Genomic DNA, 16,566 nt, shown 5'->3' on the forward strand with positions numbered 1-16,566 from the left:
TTGAACTATCGCTCGCCGAGGGAGTTCAGGCGCTTGGCGGCAGCATCAATTTAACAGGGAGTTGGTGTCCGGTTTTGTAGGGGCAAGTCCAGACTTGAAGGATTCCTATGATGAGGATCAAAGACGTGTTCAGACGCACAAAGAAAAAATTCTCAGTGGTGAGATTGAAGCCGAAACACCTCTGGAATTGAGTCCTAATCTATTGTTTTTCCAGGAAATATCCCCTCCTGTGGTACCTCTTCAGGAAATAGTGTTGAGTCGTCTGCTTATTGTGGGTCGAGCAATTCCTGCTGTAACCGCACTAGCCAATGCAGTGACACACTTGAACGGCGCCATATCTCGCAGAAACGAGCTTATTAGGGCGTTCAAGGACAAGAAGTTTCCAGAGGGAGCTACCTTTGAGCATATGTATCTGGGCTTGCGCTACGACGGTAGACACACGAATCAAGAATATGAAGGGACCGTAAAAGCAATTTCTCTCTATACGGACGACGTAATTTTCTTCTGCATCAAGTTGTGCGATGACTTGCGCGACCACGGCGAAGCGCTCAGCAAACGCTATAGATCTCGATTGAGAGGCGATCCGCCGCGCATATCCACCCTCAACTTTGAAAACCCGCGCCAAGAAGGATGGATCCCAAAGGATGAAGACTATGAAAAATGGCTCTCTGGATTCGCCACTGCCCCCCGACAAGAACACAAACGATGGCATCGCTTAAACCCGAGAAACTGGTTCACCTGAGCCGCTGGTGGAAAAGTCTCTAGAATTGGGGGCGGTAGCGACTATCTTGTTCTTTTGGCACGCTACATAGGAAGGTAGGGACTCCATGTCTGATTTTATGCAAGAGACGCCCGCCGCCCTCAAATGGGCAGAAGAGGCTGAGCAGCGACACCAGGCGGGTAAATTCGGCGAAATCGTGCGCGCAGTGGTCTGGACGGATGAGCGCGGCCCAGATGGCCAACTGTTGGTTGCTGTAGATCCAGATAGATTGGTTGCCCAGATAAACAGTAATCCGTTCACCCTTCTTGATAACCACTGGCGAAAAGGGGACAGATTTATTTATAACATCGCTGAAAAAAAGCTAATCACCAGACAGCAAAAAGCCGCCTCATCACCTGCTAATTATTTTGCCGATATCGAAGTCAGACTACGATACCCGGCACCCGGCTTCGAGCTGGCAGAGTAAAAGCCCAGCCACACCTCACGACGACCTGCTGATTCAACCCAGCGTTCCACGGTGTAAGATGCTCCATAACCTTCCACCTTCGAGGCTGTCATGACCGGGATATCCCTAAACCTGCCGGAAGATCTGTCCAACTCTCTCGCCGACCTGGCCAAAACCAACGGCCAGACTGCGACCTACCTGGCGATGGACGTCCTCCGCGACTACATCGAGCACGAAAAAACGCTAACCGCTCAAATTGAGCTGGCGGTGAAAGAAGCCGACCAGGGCAAATTTGCCACCGATGACCAGGTAGCAGCCATGCGCGCCAGGCGCTGGAGCCGGAATGCGGGTTGAGTGGCTTGAAAAAGCACTCAAAAATCTGGAAGACGAAGCAAACTATATAGCTCTCGAAAACCCCAAAGCAGCTGACGACTTCTCCGATGCCATTTTCGCCAGCGTCGACAAACTGGCGCAGTTTCCCTCTATGGGCCGTGAAGGTCGAGTCACAAACACGCGCGAATGGGCAGTACCCAATTGGTCTTATCTGATCCCCTATCGCATACGCGGTGATCGTCTGCAGATCCTCGGCGTATTCCACACACGGCAACGTCCCCGTTCGAAGTGGTGAATGCCGCGGAACACACCTCCAGCACACCCAAGATCCATCCCTGATAAACTACGCCCCATTCGCCCCGCAAACTCAGATCCCCCATGCCCCTACAAACCACCCTCTTCTCCCGCCGCTTCTCCGTCGCCCCCATGATGGATTGAACCTACTAATTCTACAGACCTTTTAATACGTGCCTTGTAGCGCACCATAAAAATACTAGTACCACTTTCGTACCACTGCCCCCGCCAAGCACGTCAGTTCTTCCCACCTATCAGCTTCGCGCATATGCGCTTCTATGCTTCAAGCTTTACGAACCAGGACGACATTGATGGCGAGCGAGTACTCACTGGCGGACGTGCTGGAAAGGATGTATGAGAACCAGCTGGCATTAGAGGCGGCAATAATGGAGCTGGTGTTATGGACAGAGGAGCGTGGCGAATTGACGACCGGGGGGAACGTCCGTGGCTCTCTCCACACGCTGGGTGATAATGCAGGTCACATCAAACAAGGCTTAACCAGGCTGAGGAAGCCGGATTTCCATTAAATAAATTTACCTACAAGGCAGATAGAGCCTTCACACGTATCGGGCGTTCGAATCTCTCCTTCACCGCCACATTCTGAAAACACAAACCCATGATTTTACTAGAGAAAGTCGGGGGTTTGTGGTTTTTTGGCGTCCAAAAAATAGCCCCATGGGACCACCATGGGACTGGCGTTCTATTCTGGTGCGTAAAGTAGAGGCTGTAACTGAGTGTGTGGGGCAATAGCAGAGAGCTGGCGTCAAATTGGCCCACGTGCGTCTATTTTGAGAAACAGGCATTCGGAGCGCCTGAAAGAGCGGATCGATTTGCAACCACGGTTACGTGCGTCAAAGACTCGCAATTGAGCAAGTCTTCGATCCTTATATAATGGCTAGTAAATTTAGGTGACGGTTATCACCATTTAACTCTCCACATTCCGCCCCCCTTACACGTTCCGCAATGGTGCATCACATCCCAATTGCTGACACCTTCAAGTTTTTCCAGTCCTTTCTTCGCTTTTTCAGCTTTGTGAGCGGCTTGCCAACTCGAATGCTTACAGTCAGCGACGTGCGTTAGAAGATCATGAGAAGGAGTGTTACGCACTTTTTTGTAGTATCTAATCTCTCCTGGCTCGGGCAGAGAACGGTCTTGTTCATCATCATCGTTTTCTATGGGGGTGTCGGTGTCAAACTCTTGCAGTGGTTTTGAAATATTCTCAGCGATCGCTTCCGCATTCTCTGCGCGGGTTATCGCTAAAGCTAGTTTTTCTTGAAGCTCTGTGTTTTCAGCTCTGAGGGTATCGGCATCATCGAGATATGATTGTGCCAACTCTACTAATTCATCAGAGGACGATGCTTTACCTTCTAAATCGGTTAGCCGCTTACGAGCACTATTGCTCTGAATTTCATGAATTTCTTTTGGTGGTAGAATAGTAAGTGCAGATACACTCATGACACGTCGGCGGATTTGTTTGCGAAATCTAGCTTCTGCTTCCCCATCCTTATCATTAGATAGTAATTTGTATGGCGTCCATACGGTTCCATGGAACTGATCAACTGAGCTTGATCCATTGTTCGGCCAATAAAGCCTTATGGCACCGCTATAACAAGAGTTTTGCTTTTCAATTACATCTGTAATAGCCCAAGAGGCTTTATCATCCACTTCGTAAATTTGTGCAAGGCCAGCAAGGTCATGGGCAATCTTTCGGCCAAGACCTTTCCAAATTTGGTCTCCTTCATATTCGGAAACCACCACCACTGGAAAAATTCGCGTGCTTGACTTTAAATAGTGCGCTAGTTCGAGGCCTTTTTCATCGCCTTTTATTTGTACGCGGTCACCATGGGGTACTAGATAACTGCCTACCTTCCATTGATTACTGCTTCTTAAGATGTCACGCAGAATTGATGGGCATCTAGCATCAATAGAAATTGGGGAGATGATGCTGGTTTTGGTAGTAGCTGAAAGTGTGATGTATACAAAAAATTTTGTTTTGGATGTGGCGAACGCTACGTTTGTAAAGAATACTTGATTGTTTCTAGGTGACTCTTCAAGCTTTACTTGCTCCAGTATTTCATCGTTGCTTACAGCAGTCTCGCGCTTATAGTTGCCGGTTTCAGATGAGCTTACGGATATGAATTCTCCCGAATTGCCAGCAGGGTCTGCAACGCCTTTTTCTTTAAGCCAATTGTTTAAGTGTTTTCTAGTTTCTACTAGTAATGATATTTTTTCATCTTCAGAGTTTACAGTTCGTTCAAGTAAATAGGCTGCTAGAGATTGCATAAGTTAACCTTTAGTCCGTTGATTGATAACAAAAGCATCCATTGAGAAATTGCACTGGTGCCAAGCAGTGCGTTGGCTGAGTCTTTGAGTGACATCGTGAGTATGGCTCAATGCCACTGCGGGCGTGTTGAATTTTCTATTGAACGTAGGCGCATCAAGAGGATGCGCGGGAGGAGAGTGACTAGGACGAGGCCTTCAGGTCACTAAAAAGTCTGCCTTCGGCTGAATGCGAATAACGCGCCCTATGCTCAATGGCCCCCCACATCAAGGCCCGCTCCGGCGGGCTTTTTTGCGCTTGGCGGAAACCAGCCCCCGGGAGCCTGATCTACCATTACCCATTGATAATGGCTGAGCATGATCGCTAAGGACGAGAGACTTGTCGCTATCAGCCCCCTCCTGAGTTAGCCCTGGTCTGGCCGACAAAAACCATATCCGCACGGTTGCGCCATGGTACTGATCGCCAGTGCCTGTCGCCCCGATCCCAACATCCCATGTAAACGTAAATATCTGACGCTGTTTGAGCGAGAGTGTGGGCGCGTGAACGCAAAGGTCGTGAGTACTGCGCAATGCCGCACACAGCTTCAAAAGCAGTCCGCCCTAGGCACCTTTCGCGTTTTCATGTTGACCCACGGGAAAGAGGTTAGGTTGGTTAGTTTTTTTCAGAGCGCCTTGAAAGCCTTGTTTGTTATGGCTTTTCGAATGGTTGGCAAGGTTAGCTTTTTGGTTAGGTCTGGTTATTTCCTAACCTTTATTATTGTTAAATATTAAATATATTAATTCTTTTAAAAACAACAGCTTATGAATTACTTACCTTTGACCTAACCCAACCTAACCCACCAAAGTTAGGTCTCAAGCCCAACAAACACGGGCCTTCCAAGTTACAACACCCCCCTCAAAAAAAACTAACCTTTTTCCCGAGGCCCCTACTGAATTCAGCTGTGTGTGCGTGCTTATGAGCGTTGCCAAAAACATCCACCTTCGCAGGGTTACGCAGGTGTTCTGCCCCCTCTAAAACGCCAAGCAAGCCCCCAGCCTACGCCGTCGAGATTGGTACGCAGGTGCGCAGAAAAAACGACCCATTTAGCCCGCAGGCGAGGTGGGGGGACGACGGCGCGCGCCGGGTGATGAAGCACGCCTCTGCCCCGATGTAGCACGTCAAACCCCCGACCTGATGCGGTAGGCCTGGGTGTTGCTTCGTCGGTGGGCGGCTGAGTACCTAACGCTGGTCAGAAAGCCCCGTATCTATTGGGTCGGACAGCCCTTTATGTTTGCCGTGCCCCGTGCAAATGCTATGTTTTTACTGGTTTTTTTAATGCAACTGAAGCGCGAACATTCATCTATCACAGCCGACTTTTCCGGCCCCCCTTCCTCTCCCGCCTGCAGCTCGTCGCCTCACATCGCGTCCTGGTCAAACCTGATTTACTGTATGCGTATACAGCACTTGATTCGCACCCATGAACAATGATGAAGACACCTTCGGGTGGCTTGGCCTCCCCACTCCGCTGCAAATGTACCGACAGCACTGTCGCCTACTGGAGAACGAGATCCAGGAGCTGAACGTGCAATTACGCAAAGCGCGGGAAGATGTTTTCGGCATCAGCCAAATGCTGCTCGATGCTCACACCAAAAACACAGAGTTCGCTGGATACCTCCGTCAGAGGGGCAGCGAAGCGGCTGAGATGCGAAAGCAGATCGACAGCCTAACCACGTCACTCCGGGTAAGTCAGCGTGAAGCCGAAGGCCTGAAGCGAATCGTCAGTGAAATGAGACCTCGACCTACCACGATTGTCTAAGATGAAACGGAAGGAGGGCTTGGCCATGTGCGGAAGACTGTCGCAGTACCGGGGAATCCACGACTTTGTTGCGGCACTGAGCATGCCTAACGCCCTGGCCAACTCCGTGGGTGATCAGCCAATTGAGAGATATAACGTGGCCCCGACGACCCAAGTGGCGTTACTGCACTTGCGGGGCGAGCTGCTGCACGCTGATGCGGTTCGGTGGGGATGGAGGCCACATTGGGCGAAGGACCGCGCCGCGCCTATCAATGCTCGCGTCGAGAAGGTCGCCCACGGACCGTTCTTCAGGGCAATCTGGCCGCACCGGGCAATCACGCCCATCGACAACTGGTTTGAATGGGTGGATGACGAAGGTCCGAAGAAACAGCCATATTTGATCCGCAGGCGGGATGGTGAGCCGATCCTGTGCGCAGCTATCGGCCAACTACTAAACGCCGATGAAGGTCCTGGCGAGCATGACGGTTTTGTGATCATCACTGCCGATAGCGTTGGTGGCATGGTGGACATTCACGACCGAAGGCCCGTGGTACTGACGCCGGACCTTGCACGCGAATGGCGGGACCCGGCAACGTCAAAAGAGCGCGCAGAGCAGATGGTGTTGTATCAGGGCGAGCGGACCGAGACCTTTGAGTGGTTCAGGGTTAGCACCGCCGTAGGCAACGTGAGAAACAAGGACGCCAGTTTGCTCGAGCCAGTGCTTTAGAAAAGCAAGCCAGTGCTGGTGGCTCCTAATTTAGGGTCACCAACGCTCCGCGTACCTCCGCTTTGCCCGAGTGTTGATTCGCCGTTATTTACCGCATCCCCACCGTTCCGAAATGAAACCCTGCGCGCGTTCAGGTATACGCTTTCAAAGCACTCAAAGTATAGAAAAAAATCCGCCAGCTAGGCCGGTCAGTGTTCACTCACTGCTAGATTTTTGCGGCGGTCATAGGCTAAGTTTGATAGAGTCAGCTCAGTTGCGTCATCGCAACGGTAACTTTACTTATTCAGATGGCGAGAAGCTCTTATAAAAATCAAGGGAGAATAATATGCAATCGGAGTTAAAATCGCTATCTAAAATTTTCTCAGAAATAATTTTCAGAATCCCAGACTATCAACGCGGATACTCCTGGGAAGCCAAACATCTTAAAGATTTCTGGAATGACATAGAGCAGCTTCCAGACGGAAAAAGCCATTACACTGGTGTGCTAACACTAGAACCCGTCAACCCTGAGAACTATGCAACGTGGGAAGATGACATATGGATTATAGAATCCAAACACTACAGCCCTATGTATGTAGTTGACGGACAACAGCGATTGACCACCGCAATAATACTTCTACAATGCATACTTGATTCAATCGATGACAGCGAACTACTAAACTATACTGAAAAAAACGACATACGAAAGAAATATATTTGCGAACCCAAGGGCAAAGGAATATCTCGCTCATACATATTTGGCTATGAGAAAGACAACCCAAGCCACGAATTTTTGAAACAAGTCGTTTTTGGTGATACGTCTGTAAACCACTCTACCACCGAAGAAACCATCTATACAAAAAACCTGAAAGCCGCCAAAGAATTTTTCGCAGAAAAAATAAAAAACATTACAAAAGACGACCTCGAATACATATTTACAACCTTAACTCAGCACCTTCAATTCAATATATTCTACATTGAAAAAGACTTAGATGTTTTCGTCACCTTTGAAACAATGAACAACAGAGGCAAACCGCTTTCGCATCTAGAACTATTAAAAAATAGATTGATTTACCTTTCTACAAAATTTGAAGTAGAGAAATCGGAAAGCATACATCTGCGAAAGGCGATCAACGAAAGCTGGAAATCCATTTATCATTATTTGGGAAAAATAAATAAACCCACGCTAGATGATGAGTTTCTGAGAACTCACTTTATAAGCTATTTTGGTGACAAACTAGAAGACAACTTTAATTCACCCTATCAATATCGCAGATACATAGCCTACGGCGACGAGTATAAAGACTATTTACTCGATGAATTTTTTACCCCAAAAAGGCTAAATGCCGCCAAACAAAGAGCAGAGGATTGTGCTGAAGAGCTCGAACCTGAGGACGGCATTCAAGAGTCTGAAATGAAGCCGCTTAACATCGAAACTGTTTTCGACTACTCTCAAAGTATCAAATCACTTGTTAAAACATACTATCAGACTGCTCATCCTGAGGATGGACACTGGAGTGATTTTGAGAAGGTAAGGCTAAGTCAAATTAATAGGCTTGGCAATGGTGACTTATTCATGCTCTGCACCGCCTCGCTTCATACCTATGACAAAGGTACAGAGCGTGAAGAGCTATTAACTACGATCGAACGATTTGGCTTTTTATTAAAACTCCGCTCTTACTATTTTGACGTCAACATCATTGATCTGGCAGGCAAAGTATTTTCAGGGAAAATTTCTGTTGGTGAATTAACAAAAACGCTTAGCGAGCCTTCAGACAAATTTATAAAATCCAAAGATTTTCCTGATGCAATAAAAAATATTGGAAAAAACTTAAATAGCGGCTACTACAGCTGGAAGCAATTACGCTACTTCATGTTTGAGTACGAGCAAGATTTACGCCAAGCATCAAAGACAACAAGACAGTTATTGAAATGGTCAGAAGATACAAGCAGAGAGCACTTTAACAAAGACCACAAAACCGTAGAGCACATATACCCTCAGAAACCGGCATCCTCAAGTTGGATAACCGCAATAAATGACAAGGGCTATACTGTCAAAGAGAGAAACATGCTTAAAAATTCTCTTGGAAACTTACTCCCTGTTTCACATGCAAAAAACGCATCACTAAGCAATAAATCATTTGAAGAGAAAAAGGGTTCAGAAAGCAACCAAGTCGGATTCCGCTATGGCTGCCTTTCTGAAATCCAAGTCTCATCTTGCGAAAATTGGACCGCCGTAGAAATATTGAGAAGGGGCGTTTATCTACTGTCATTTATGGAGCGTAGGTGGGCGTTAAAAATTGGAGATGCGTCCAAAAAAATGGATGTGCTTGGTCTCAGATTTGTTTTAGCTTATGAAAAAACTGATATTGCTTCAGTTGTAGATCATAAGCTTCCTGTCCCATCTGCTCCCGATGAACGCGTCGAAGAGAGAGACGACCAAATAGAATTTTGACCGACTACAATATCAGTGTACAAGGTTGACTCTTCCACCTAATCAACCTTGTACAGTTACATTCAACTAGATACTGCGATTTCGTAGGGCTTAAATTTAACAACTTCTTCACCAAGCCAATCATTCACCTGCGCCATACGCGCCTGAATCGGCTCCAGCTCATTGGCCGCATAAATCTGCGCCGCGTCCCTGATCGACCCAAACCCACCCGCGTTCTGCGGCACGATACCCATCAACTGCCGCGGGATGCGCAAGCTGGCCAGCACGTCGTCGCGGGCCTGGTTTTTGATCGAGTTGAACTCGTCCTTGGCCGTCACTTCGCTGACCGGAATGATCTGCAGCCCGTCTTTTTTCCCGTTCGGCGAGTACACGAACAGTTTGCGGAAGTTGCCTGGCCCCTTTGAATCCTTGAGCGCCTTGCGCAGGGAGTCGACGTCCGCTTCGTTCTGCGCGGCGTCGGTCATGTAGAGGATGAAGCCGGCATGACTACCGTTTTCGTAGTACTTGCGCCGAAACAGCGTGGCCGACTCATTCAGCAACGCCGACTGCAAGGCGCTGATCCACTCGGGCAGGCCGTACACTTCCTGGTGCAGATCCGCCTCCCGCAGATGGAAAACGGTGCCCGGCTCAAATTCGTGTTCTTCCTTCCAGCCCTGCACCATGAACTGCCGACCATCCTTGCCCGAGCGCATGTACTTCGCCAGCGGCGGTACCAGCTCGCGCACCGGGCCGAGCATCGAGCGCCGCCCTTCCAGATAGCCGTTGCCCAGGCACAGGAAGTCCAGGGCGAACTGTTCGCATGCCGAGTGCGAAAGCAACCGAATGTGGGATAAAGGTCTTGCTTAAAAGGTTGCGCCTGAACATCAGCCCAGAATGCGGATGCACGCTAGAACCCACCGACCGCGCCAGACCGTCCAGTAAAATTGGGCGCGACCCCGGCATATTCCACACACGGCAACGCCCCCCCCTCGAAGTGGTGAAGAGCACGGAATACACCTCCCCGACACCTAAGAGACATCCCTGATAAACTGCACCATTCGCCTCGTTAACTCAGATTGCCAATGTCCCTACAAACTGCTCCACTCTCCCGCCGTTTCTCTGTCGCCCCGATGATGGACTGGACCGACCGCCACTGCCGGTTCTTCCTGCGCCTGCTCTCCAAACATGCCCTGCTCTACACCGAGATGGTCACCACCGGCGCGATCCTCCACGGCGATCACGAGCGCTTCCTGCGCCACAACGACGCCGAGCACCCGCTCTCCCTCCAACTGGGCGGCAGTGTTCCCGCCGATTTGGCCGCTTGTGCCCGTATGGCCGAGGCTGCCGGTTACGATGAAGTGAACCTGAACGTCGGCTGCCCCAGCGATCGGGTGCAGAACAATATGATCGGCGCGTGTCTGATGGGCCATCCGGCGTTGGTGGCGGATTGCGTGAAGGCGATGCGCGATGCGGTGTCGATTCCGGTGACGGTGAAGCACCGTATCGGGATCAATGGGCGGGACAGTTATGCGCAATTGTGCGATTTCGTCGGGCAGGTGAAGGACGCGGGGTGTACCAGTTTTACCGTGCATGCGCGGATTGCGATTCTGGAGGGGTTGTCGCCGAAGGAGAATCGCGACATTCCGCCGTTGCGTTATGACGTGGCGGCGCAGTTGAAGCGGGATTTTGCCGAGTTGGAGATTATTCTCAACGGCGGGATCAAGACGCTGGAGCAGTGCCATGAGCATTTGCAGACGTTTGACGGGGTGATGCTGGGCCGGGAGGCTTATCACAATCCGTATTTACTGGCGGAGGTGGATCAGCAGTTGTTTGGCAGCACGCGGCCGGTGATCAGTCGGGCAGAGGCGTTGGCGCAGTTGCGGCCTTATATCGCGGAGCATTTGGCAAGCGGTGGCTCGATGCATCACATTACGCGGCATGTGCTGGGGTTGGGCACGGGTTTCCCTGGGGCGCGCAAGTTCCGGCAGTTGTTGTCGGTGGATATTCATAAAGCGAGTGACCCGCTGGCGTTGCTGGATCAGGCGGCGGAGTTGTTGGAGGGCCGCTGAAACCGGCGCCCACAGGTTGATCGCAGTGTTCATCGGGCTGTCGGGTTGAACCTGCGGGCGATTTTGCCCTCCTATTTACCAGCAAGGCCAGTCATTCAAACGGCTGTTTTCAGGTTGTTGCCCTCGCAAACGATCGAACGCATTTGCGCCCTTGAGCGCCTGCCAGCGCTCGGGTAATGTCATCAGACCCATAGGACAGAGCACGCTCATGACTTCCAAGCTGGAACAACTCAAACAGTTCACCACCGTCGTCGCCGATACCGGCGATTTTGCGGCCCTCGCCAATCTCAAGCCGCAAGATGCCACCACCAACCCTTCCCTGCTGCTCAAGGCCGCGTCGATCCCGGGCTATGCCAAGTTGCTGGATGAGTGCGTGAAGGACTGCAACGGTGATGTCGGCCTGGCCAGCGACCGTTTTGCGGTGGCGGTGGGTCAAGAGATCCTGAAAGTGGTGCCCGGTCGTATCTCCACCGAGGTGGATGCGCGCCTGTCGTTCGACACTGACGCCGTACTCAAGCGCGCGCACCGTCTGATCGACCTGTACGAAAAAGCCGGGGTTGGCCGTGATCGCGTGCTGATCAAGATCGCGTCCACCTGGGAAGGCATCCGCGCGGCGGAGAAGCTGGAAAAAGAAGGCATCCAGACCAACCTGACGCTGCTGTTCTCCTTCGCCCAGGCCGTGGCCTGTGCCGAAGCGGGCGTGTTCCTGATTTCGCCGTTCGTGGGCCGTATCTACGACTGGTACAAGAAAGCCAACGGCAACGACTACACCGGCGCAGACGATCCGGGCGTGCAGTCGGTGACGCGCATCTACAACTACTACAAGGCCAATGGCTACAAGACCGTGGTGATGGGGGCGAGTTTCCGCAACCTGAGCCAGATCGAAGAGCTGGCCGGCTGTGATCGCCTGACCATCAGCCCGGACCTGCTGGAGAAACTGGCGGCCGATACTGGCAAGCTGGAGCGCAAGTTGTCGCCAGGCCATGCCGGTGAAGCGCGGGTGCATCTGACTGAAGCGCAGTTCCGTTGGGAGTCCAACGAGGATGCGATGGCGACCGAGAAGCTGGCCGAGGGGATTCGTCAGTTTGCCCGCGACCAGGAGAAGCTGGAGGCGTTGCTGGCTGCCAAGCTGTAACAGCGGCGGCAGCAAAAAGGGCGGGACCTGTGAGGGTTCCGCCCTTTTTTTGTGTCAATCCGTTAGGCATGTACTGACAGGTCTGGGGCATTCGGGAGCAAGCCCCCTCCCACACCTGGGGAGTGTCAGTGGCGTTCGAGGGCGTTGACGAGGTCGTGGAAGGCTTCGCGGTTGGACTCGTTCAAGCCCATCAGGATTTTGTGCGCTTCCAGCACCTTGATCCGCACGATTTCCTCGGATTGGTCCTGGGACGGCAGGTCGGTCAGACATTCCGGGCAGGGGATCGGGCGGTCAACGATGTTGAACACTTGATCGAAGCCCATGGATTGCAGCAGACGGGTGATGTCTTCGTGGGTGGTGACGACAGTGGGCAACAGGCCGACCTTCTGCCGAGACAGAATGGACAACTTGGCCAACAGCCCAAGCGTGGTGCTATCGATGCTGCGGGTTTCGGTCAGATCGATCACGATCGCCGAGAAATTCAGCGCTGTGAAGATCCGCTCAATCGTTGCATCCAGCGCCGAACACAAGGTCAGGCGCACTTCACCGACAAACTTCAGGACAAACGTCCCGTCTTGCTCGGCGAATTGGATTCTTCCGGTACTCATCAAAGATTCCTGCTCAACACCAATAGGGCGATATCATCCGGCATCTCCCCTAGCGTGGCCAATCCAAAAACCTGCCGCAGGCCATCCAGGCTGCCGCCCGCCGACTTGACCCGTTGGGGCAAGGCGGCTTCTTTCTCTTTGAGTGTAGGCTCTGGAAGAAGGTCGAGGATGCCATCGGACATCAGCGTCAGGCTGAAGGTCGGCGGCAGCTCCAGGATGTGGTCTTCGTAGGTGGCTTCATTGAACAAGCCGACGGGCAGACCACGCCCTTCCAGGTAGCGCACACTGTCAGGAGTGTATAAAACCGGCATCGGCAGGTGACCGCCGATGCTGTAGGTCAAAAGACCGGTTTCTTCATCAATCACGCCGCCCACCATCGTCACGTGCTTGCCCAGCTTGCAGCTGATCAGGCCTCGGTTGATGTGGCCCAGCACCTCGGAGGGGGTGAACTCCGGCAAGGTGCCATTGCGCTTGGATTCGAACAGCAGCCGTGTGGTCATGAACTTCAACAACACGGTGACAAATGCCGAGGACGCGCCGTGGCCGGACACGTCGGCCAGATAAAACGCCACCCGCCGCTCATCTACGCGGAAATAGTCGACAAAATCACCCGACAGATACAGCGACGGGATGATCTGGTGCGCAAACTTGAACTCATCGATGGTCCACGGGCTGACCGGCAGCATGTTCATCTGCACCTGGCGACCGGCGTTCTGGTCTTCCTGGAGCAGGTTCAGGCTGGCTTCAAGTTCGCGGTTGGCGGTTTCGAGCTTTTCGCGGTAGCGCTGGTTTTCCACCAGCAGGCGTGCGCGATCCAGGGCGCGGCGCACCGAGTGCTCCAGCACCGCCAGGTCTTCAAGGGGCTTGATCAGGTAGTCGGCGGCGCCCAGGCGCAGGGCCTCGACAGCATCGTTCATCACCCCGGCACCGGACACGACAATCACCGGCGTCTGCGGAGCAAGCTCGGTCACCTGGCGAATCAGTTCGAGGCCGCCCATCTGGGGCATGCGCAGATCGCAGATCACGAGGTCGGGCTTGTCGCGCTCGAATACCTGGAGACCCTGTTGGCCATTGCTGGCCTGCAGGACGCTGAAGCCACTGTCTTCCAAATAGGCCGCAAGGCTTGCGCGCACAACTTCGTCGTCATCGATTATCAGCAGCGTGGCACTGGTTTTTGGCATGTGGGCAAACGGCGCCAGAATTAGGTTGGCGTAGGCGGCTCGGCAATGGCCGGGCTCACGCTACTGGATTCGCTTTCTAGCCTCTCTGTCCTACAAAGCATAGGCTTTTTGCCCACGCACAAAGGTAAAGCAGAGGTGCCCTTCTAAGGCGCAGACGGTACTCCCATCCGACAGGGGTTTCAAGCTCATGCCGATGGTCGCCGAACGTCTTTACATCGCAAATCACCGGGAGTTATAAGAACAGCCATCACCACAACACAAAGTAAGGATGGAAGCTGTGAGCGAACACGAGCGCGACTACGCTGAAAAGCGCGATTTCATCCGCATGCGAGTGGATGCCAATGTCTCTTTGATCCATGCCGGGCAAGAAATTGACGGGGTTTGCGTGGACCTCTCCAGCTCCGGCATGCAGGTGCAGGCACCTCGCCAGTTCACGGTGGGCGATCTGCTGACCGTGCGTATCGAGTCGGAGCACGCGGCCCTCGCGGGCCTGGAAGCGGACACCCAGGTGGTATGGGCGAGGAACGAGGGCGACGGCCAGCATCTGGGGCTGAAGATCCTGAAAATGCGCTAATACCCGCGCACAAAAAAGGCGACCACATGGTCGCCTTTTTTCGTTTCAAGAGGTCTCGACCTAGAAGTCGTCGACAACCTTGCCGTCCTTGACCTTGAACTCGCGGTTCTGCAGGTAGGCGTTGCGGATGAAGGTGTACTTGTCGCCGGTGATCAACTTCTCGCTGTCGAGCAGGCTGGCACGGGTGTCGACGATGTTCAGGCCGAAGGTGCTGTTGCGCCAGCCGATGTCGTTCATGTAGCGGTACGGTTGGGTGTAGCTGTCCACGTATTTGGACGGCGCGTCGCGCAGGGTGCTTGGGCCCAGCAGCGGCAGCATCACGTAAGGACCGCTGCCGACGCCCCAGTAACCGAGGGTCTGGCCGAAGTCTTCATCGCTGCGTTGCAGCCCCATTTTGGTGCCGACGTCGATAAAGCCCAGCACGCCGAAGGTGGTGTTCATCAACAGGCGGGCAGTATCCACGCCGGCCGCGTGTGGCTTGAGTTGCAGCACGTTGTTGGCCAGGTTGCCGACATCGCCGATATTGCGGAAGAAGTTGTGCACGCCGTCCTGCACGAATTGCGGGGTCACAAACTGATAGCCTTGGGCCAATGGTTTGAGGGCGTAGGTATCAACGGTGTCGTTGAAGGTGAAGATCGGGCGGTTGATGCTTTCCCATGGATCATCTTCCGACGCGGCCTGTGCGGCGAAAGGGGCCATCAGGATAACGGCACACACCGAAAACTGAGCGAAGTAGTGGCTCCAGCGCATAGCTTTTGCTCCTTGAATAGTCTGTCATGGGCGCTATGCCCTGAATAAGGCGCCAGTATATGACGGAAGTGTCCTTTTAGGCAGCTGCCAGGAAACGACATACGGAGAATGTACAAAATTCCTACAAACTGTCACGGACTTGTCACGCCACTCCGATAGCGTCGTAGCTATTTCAGGGATGTCGAAATGCCTCACGCCGAGATTGCCGTCGCCACTGCCCCCACCTTGACCGCCGTGTTGTTTGGCCTGAGTGGCTGCCTGGTCGATTTCGGTTCCCAGGCGCGCACCGATTCACCCTCCCCGCACGCCGAAGCCACGCCAGGTGCGCTGAAGGTCCTGCGCAGCCTCAAGGAACAAGGCGTGCCCTGCGCCTGGCTGGATGAACTGCCGCCCTCGGTGACGACCCCGCTGGCCGCTGCGCTGCCCGATTGGCTCAAGGCCGCATCGTCCTCTTCCATCCGCTGGCCCGCCCCTCATGCATGCTGGCAAGCCTTGATGGAATTGAACATCGAACGCCTGGAAGGCTGCGTGCTGGTCAGCGGCGAGCCGCGCCTGCTGCAATCGGGCCTGAATGCCGGGCTGTGGACTATCGGCCTGGCGTCCTGCGGTTCGCTGTGCGGCCTGGCGCCCGAGCAATGGCAGGCACTGACCGACCAACAACGCGAATACAAACGCGGCAAGGCCACCGTGGCGCTGTATGGGCTGGGGGTGCATTCGGTGATCGATCACCTCGGCGAGCTCGGCACCTGCCTGGCAGACATCAGCCTGCGCCAGCTCAAAGGCGAAAAGCCCTGATTGAGATCATGCACAGACGGCGCCGGTAGATTAATCTACAGCTCCTCTCGTAGACCTTTCTCGGCGTGCCGTGGTCTATGCCAGTGCCTATCGATAAAAGGAACAACACCATGCCTGCCCGCGAAAAACTGCAAGAACAGGTCAACATCCTGCGCGAGCAACTGGACCAGGAACCACCGCTGCCAGCCGAAAAACGTGAAGCGCTGGAAGCCTTGCTGGCCAAGTTTGAAGTACAACTTGAACTGGAACCGGCCACCCAGCCGCCCAGCATCGCCGACGAAGTGAACCGGGCGGTAGAAGGTTTCGAGTTGGACCACCCGGGCATTGCCGGGACGCTGCGCAATATCGTGATCACCCTGGGCAACATCGGCATTTAACCCGAGCCCAAACCAAGCACAGAACCAAAATGTGGGAGGGGGCTTGCCCCGGTACAGACCGGAGACATCCTTTACGTTTGAAACCGGAG

General features: G+C 53.2%; 17 protein-coding genes and 1 pseudogene. 13 read left to right on the plus strand and 5 right to left on the minus strand.

The features are described from left to right. Window positions 1–94: 94 nt before the first annotated feature. From NR164_RS29790 to NR164_RS29810, 5 genes are all read left to right on the plus strand, one after another. On the plus strand, window positions 95–742 hold the full coding sequence (locus tag NR164_RS29790; RefSeq protein WP_256823635.1) for a hypothetical protein: 648 nt from the start codon (window positions 95–97) through the stop codon (window positions 740–742). An 85-nt stretch (window positions 743–827) separates the two neighbouring features. Next, window positions 828–1,187 (plus strand): hypothetical protein, encoded by a 360-nt coding sequence (locus tag NR164_RS29795; RefSeq protein WP_256823636.1) that lies wholly within the window; start codon window positions 828–830, stop codon window positions 1,185–1,187. Window positions 1,188–1,277: 90 nt separating this feature from the next. Further along, complete coding sequence (locus NR164_RS29800; RefSeq protein WP_017848887.1) at window positions 1,278–1,520, plus strand: CopG family ribbon-helix-helix protein; 243 nt, start codon at window positions 1,278–1,280, stop codon at window positions 1,518–1,520. Beyond that, window positions 1,510–1,794, plus strand: a complete 285-nt coding sequence (locus tag NR164_RS29805) for a type II toxin-antitoxin system RelE/ParE family toxin (protein WP_017848888.1) — start codon at window positions 1,510–1,512, stop codon at window positions 1,792–1,794. The genes NR164_RS29800 and NR164_RS29805 overlap by 11 nt, the downstream gene beginning before the upstream one ends. A 310-nt stretch (window positions 1,795–2,104) precedes the next feature. Next, window positions 2,105–2,320 (plus strand): hypothetical protein, encoded by a 216-nt coding sequence (locus NR164_RS29810; RefSeq protein ID WP_256823637.1) that lies wholly within the window; start codon window positions 2,105–2,107, stop codon window positions 2,318–2,320. A gap of 391 nt (window positions 2,321–2,711) precedes the next feature. On the opposite strand, the gene NR164_RS29815 is transcribed toward NR164_RS29810, so the two are convergent. Further along, window positions 2,712–4,076 carry a hypothetical protein gene (locus NR164_RS29815; protein WP_256823638.1) on the minus strand — a complete coding sequence of 455 codons (1,365 nt, stop codon included), beginning with the start codon at window positions 4,074–4,076 and terminating at the stop codon, window positions 2,712–2,714. A gap of 1,454 nt (window positions 4,077–5,530) precedes the next feature. On the opposite strand from NR164_RS29815, the gene NR164_RS29820 reads away from it, so the two are divergent. From NR164_RS29820 to NR164_RS29830, 3 genes are all read left to right on the plus strand, one after another. Continuing rightward, window positions 5,531–5,869, plus strand: a complete 339-nt coding sequence (locus NR164_RS29820; RefSeq protein WP_256823639.1) for a hypothetical protein — start codon at window positions 5,531–5,533, stop codon at window positions 5,867–5,869. A gap of 25 nt (window positions 5,870–5,894) precedes the next feature. Next, window positions 5,895–6,575: an SOS response-associated peptidase family protein gene (locus NR164_RS29825; RefSeq protein ID WP_256823640.1), complete on the plus strand. Its 681-nt coding sequence runs from the start codon at window positions 5,895–5,897 to the stop codon at window positions 6,573–6,575. 325 nt (window positions 6,576–6,900) lie between these two features. After that, window positions 6,901–9,009: a DUF262 domain-containing protein gene (locus tag NR164_RS29830; protein ID WP_256823641.1), complete on the plus strand. Its 2,109-nt coding sequence runs from the start codon at window positions 6,901–6,903 to the stop codon at window positions 9,007–9,009. 62 nt (window positions 9,010–9,071) lie between these two features. On the opposite strand, the pseudogene NR164_RS29835 reads toward NR164_RS29830, so the two are convergent. After that, window positions 9,072–9,936 (minus strand): annotated as a pseudogene (locus tag NR164_RS29835) (phage portal protein); the annotation flags it as partial. Window positions 9,937–10,070: 134 nt separating this feature from the next. On the opposite strand from NR164_RS29835, the gene dusA reads away from it, so the two are divergent. Together dusA and tal are read left to right on the plus strand one after the other, a co-directional pair. Next, complete coding sequence (gene dusA / locus NR164_RS29840; RefSeq protein ID WP_256823642.1) at window positions 10,071–11,057, plus strand: tRNA dihydrouridine(20/20a) synthase DusA; 987 nt, start codon at window positions 10,071–10,073, stop codon at window positions 11,055–11,057. Window positions 11,058–11,265: 208 nt separating this feature from the next. Further along, entirely contained in the window at window positions 11,266–12,192 is a 927-nt protein-coding gene (tal, locus tag NR164_RS29845; RefSeq protein WP_017848890.1) for a transaldolase, read from the plus strand. Window positions 12,193–12,317: 125 nt separating this feature from the next. On the opposite strand, the gene rssC is transcribed toward tal, so the two are convergent. Together rssC and rssB are read right to left on the minus strand one after the other, a co-directional pair. Continuing rightward, a complete protein-coding gene (gene rssC / locus NR164_RS29850) occupies window positions 12,318–12,800 on the minus strand; it encodes an anti-sigma factor antagonist RssC (RefSeq protein ID WP_017848891.1) in 483 nt (160 codons plus the stop codon). Continuing rightward, window positions 12,800–13,981 (minus strand): two-component system response regulator RssB, encoded by a 1,182-nt coding sequence (gene rssB / locus NR164_RS29855; protein WP_017848892.1) that lies wholly within the window; start codon window positions 13,979–13,981, stop codon window positions 12,800–12,802. The genes rssC and rssB overlap by 1 nt, the downstream gene beginning before the upstream one ends. 277 nt (window positions 13,982–14,258) lie before the next feature. On the opposite strand from rssB, the gene NR164_RS29860 reads away from it, so the two are divergent. Then, window positions 14,259–14,555, plus strand: a complete 297-nt coding sequence (locus NR164_RS29860; RefSeq protein WP_046384310.1) for a PilZ domain-containing protein — start codon at window positions 14,259–14,261, stop codon at window positions 14,553–14,555. 60 nt (window positions 14,556–14,615) lie between these two features. Here the strand turns inward: NR164_RS29860 and NR164_RS29865 are convergent, their stop codons facing one another. Continuing rightward, entirely contained in the window at window positions 14,616–15,254 is a 639-nt protein-coding gene (locus NR164_RS29865) for a VacJ family lipoprotein (RefSeq protein ID WP_370737570.1), read from the minus strand. 237 nt (window positions 15,255–15,491) lie between these two features. Here NR164_RS29865 and NR164_RS29870 point away from each other — a divergent pair, with 237 nt between their 5' ends. Both NR164_RS29870 and NR164_RS29875 read left to right on the plus strand, forming a co-directional pair. Beyond that, entirely contained in the window at window positions 15,492–16,100 is a 609-nt protein-coding gene (locus NR164_RS29870; RefSeq protein ID WP_134939692.1) for an HAD family phosphatase, read from the plus strand. A 110-nt stretch (window positions 16,101–16,210) separates the two neighbouring features. Further along, window positions 16,211–16,477, plus strand: a complete 267-nt coding sequence (locus NR164_RS29875) for a DUF4404 family protein (protein WP_046384312.1) — start codon at window positions 16,211–16,213, stop codon at window positions 16,475–16,477. Window positions 16,478–16,566: the final 89 nt, after the last annotated feature.

It is taken from the genome of Pseudomonas sp. Pse79 (assembly GCF_024519615.1).
Taxonomy (GTDB): domain Bacteria; phylum Pseudomonadota; class Gammaproteobacteria; order Pseudomonadales; family Pseudomonadaceae; genus Aquipseudomonas; species Aquipseudomonas veronii.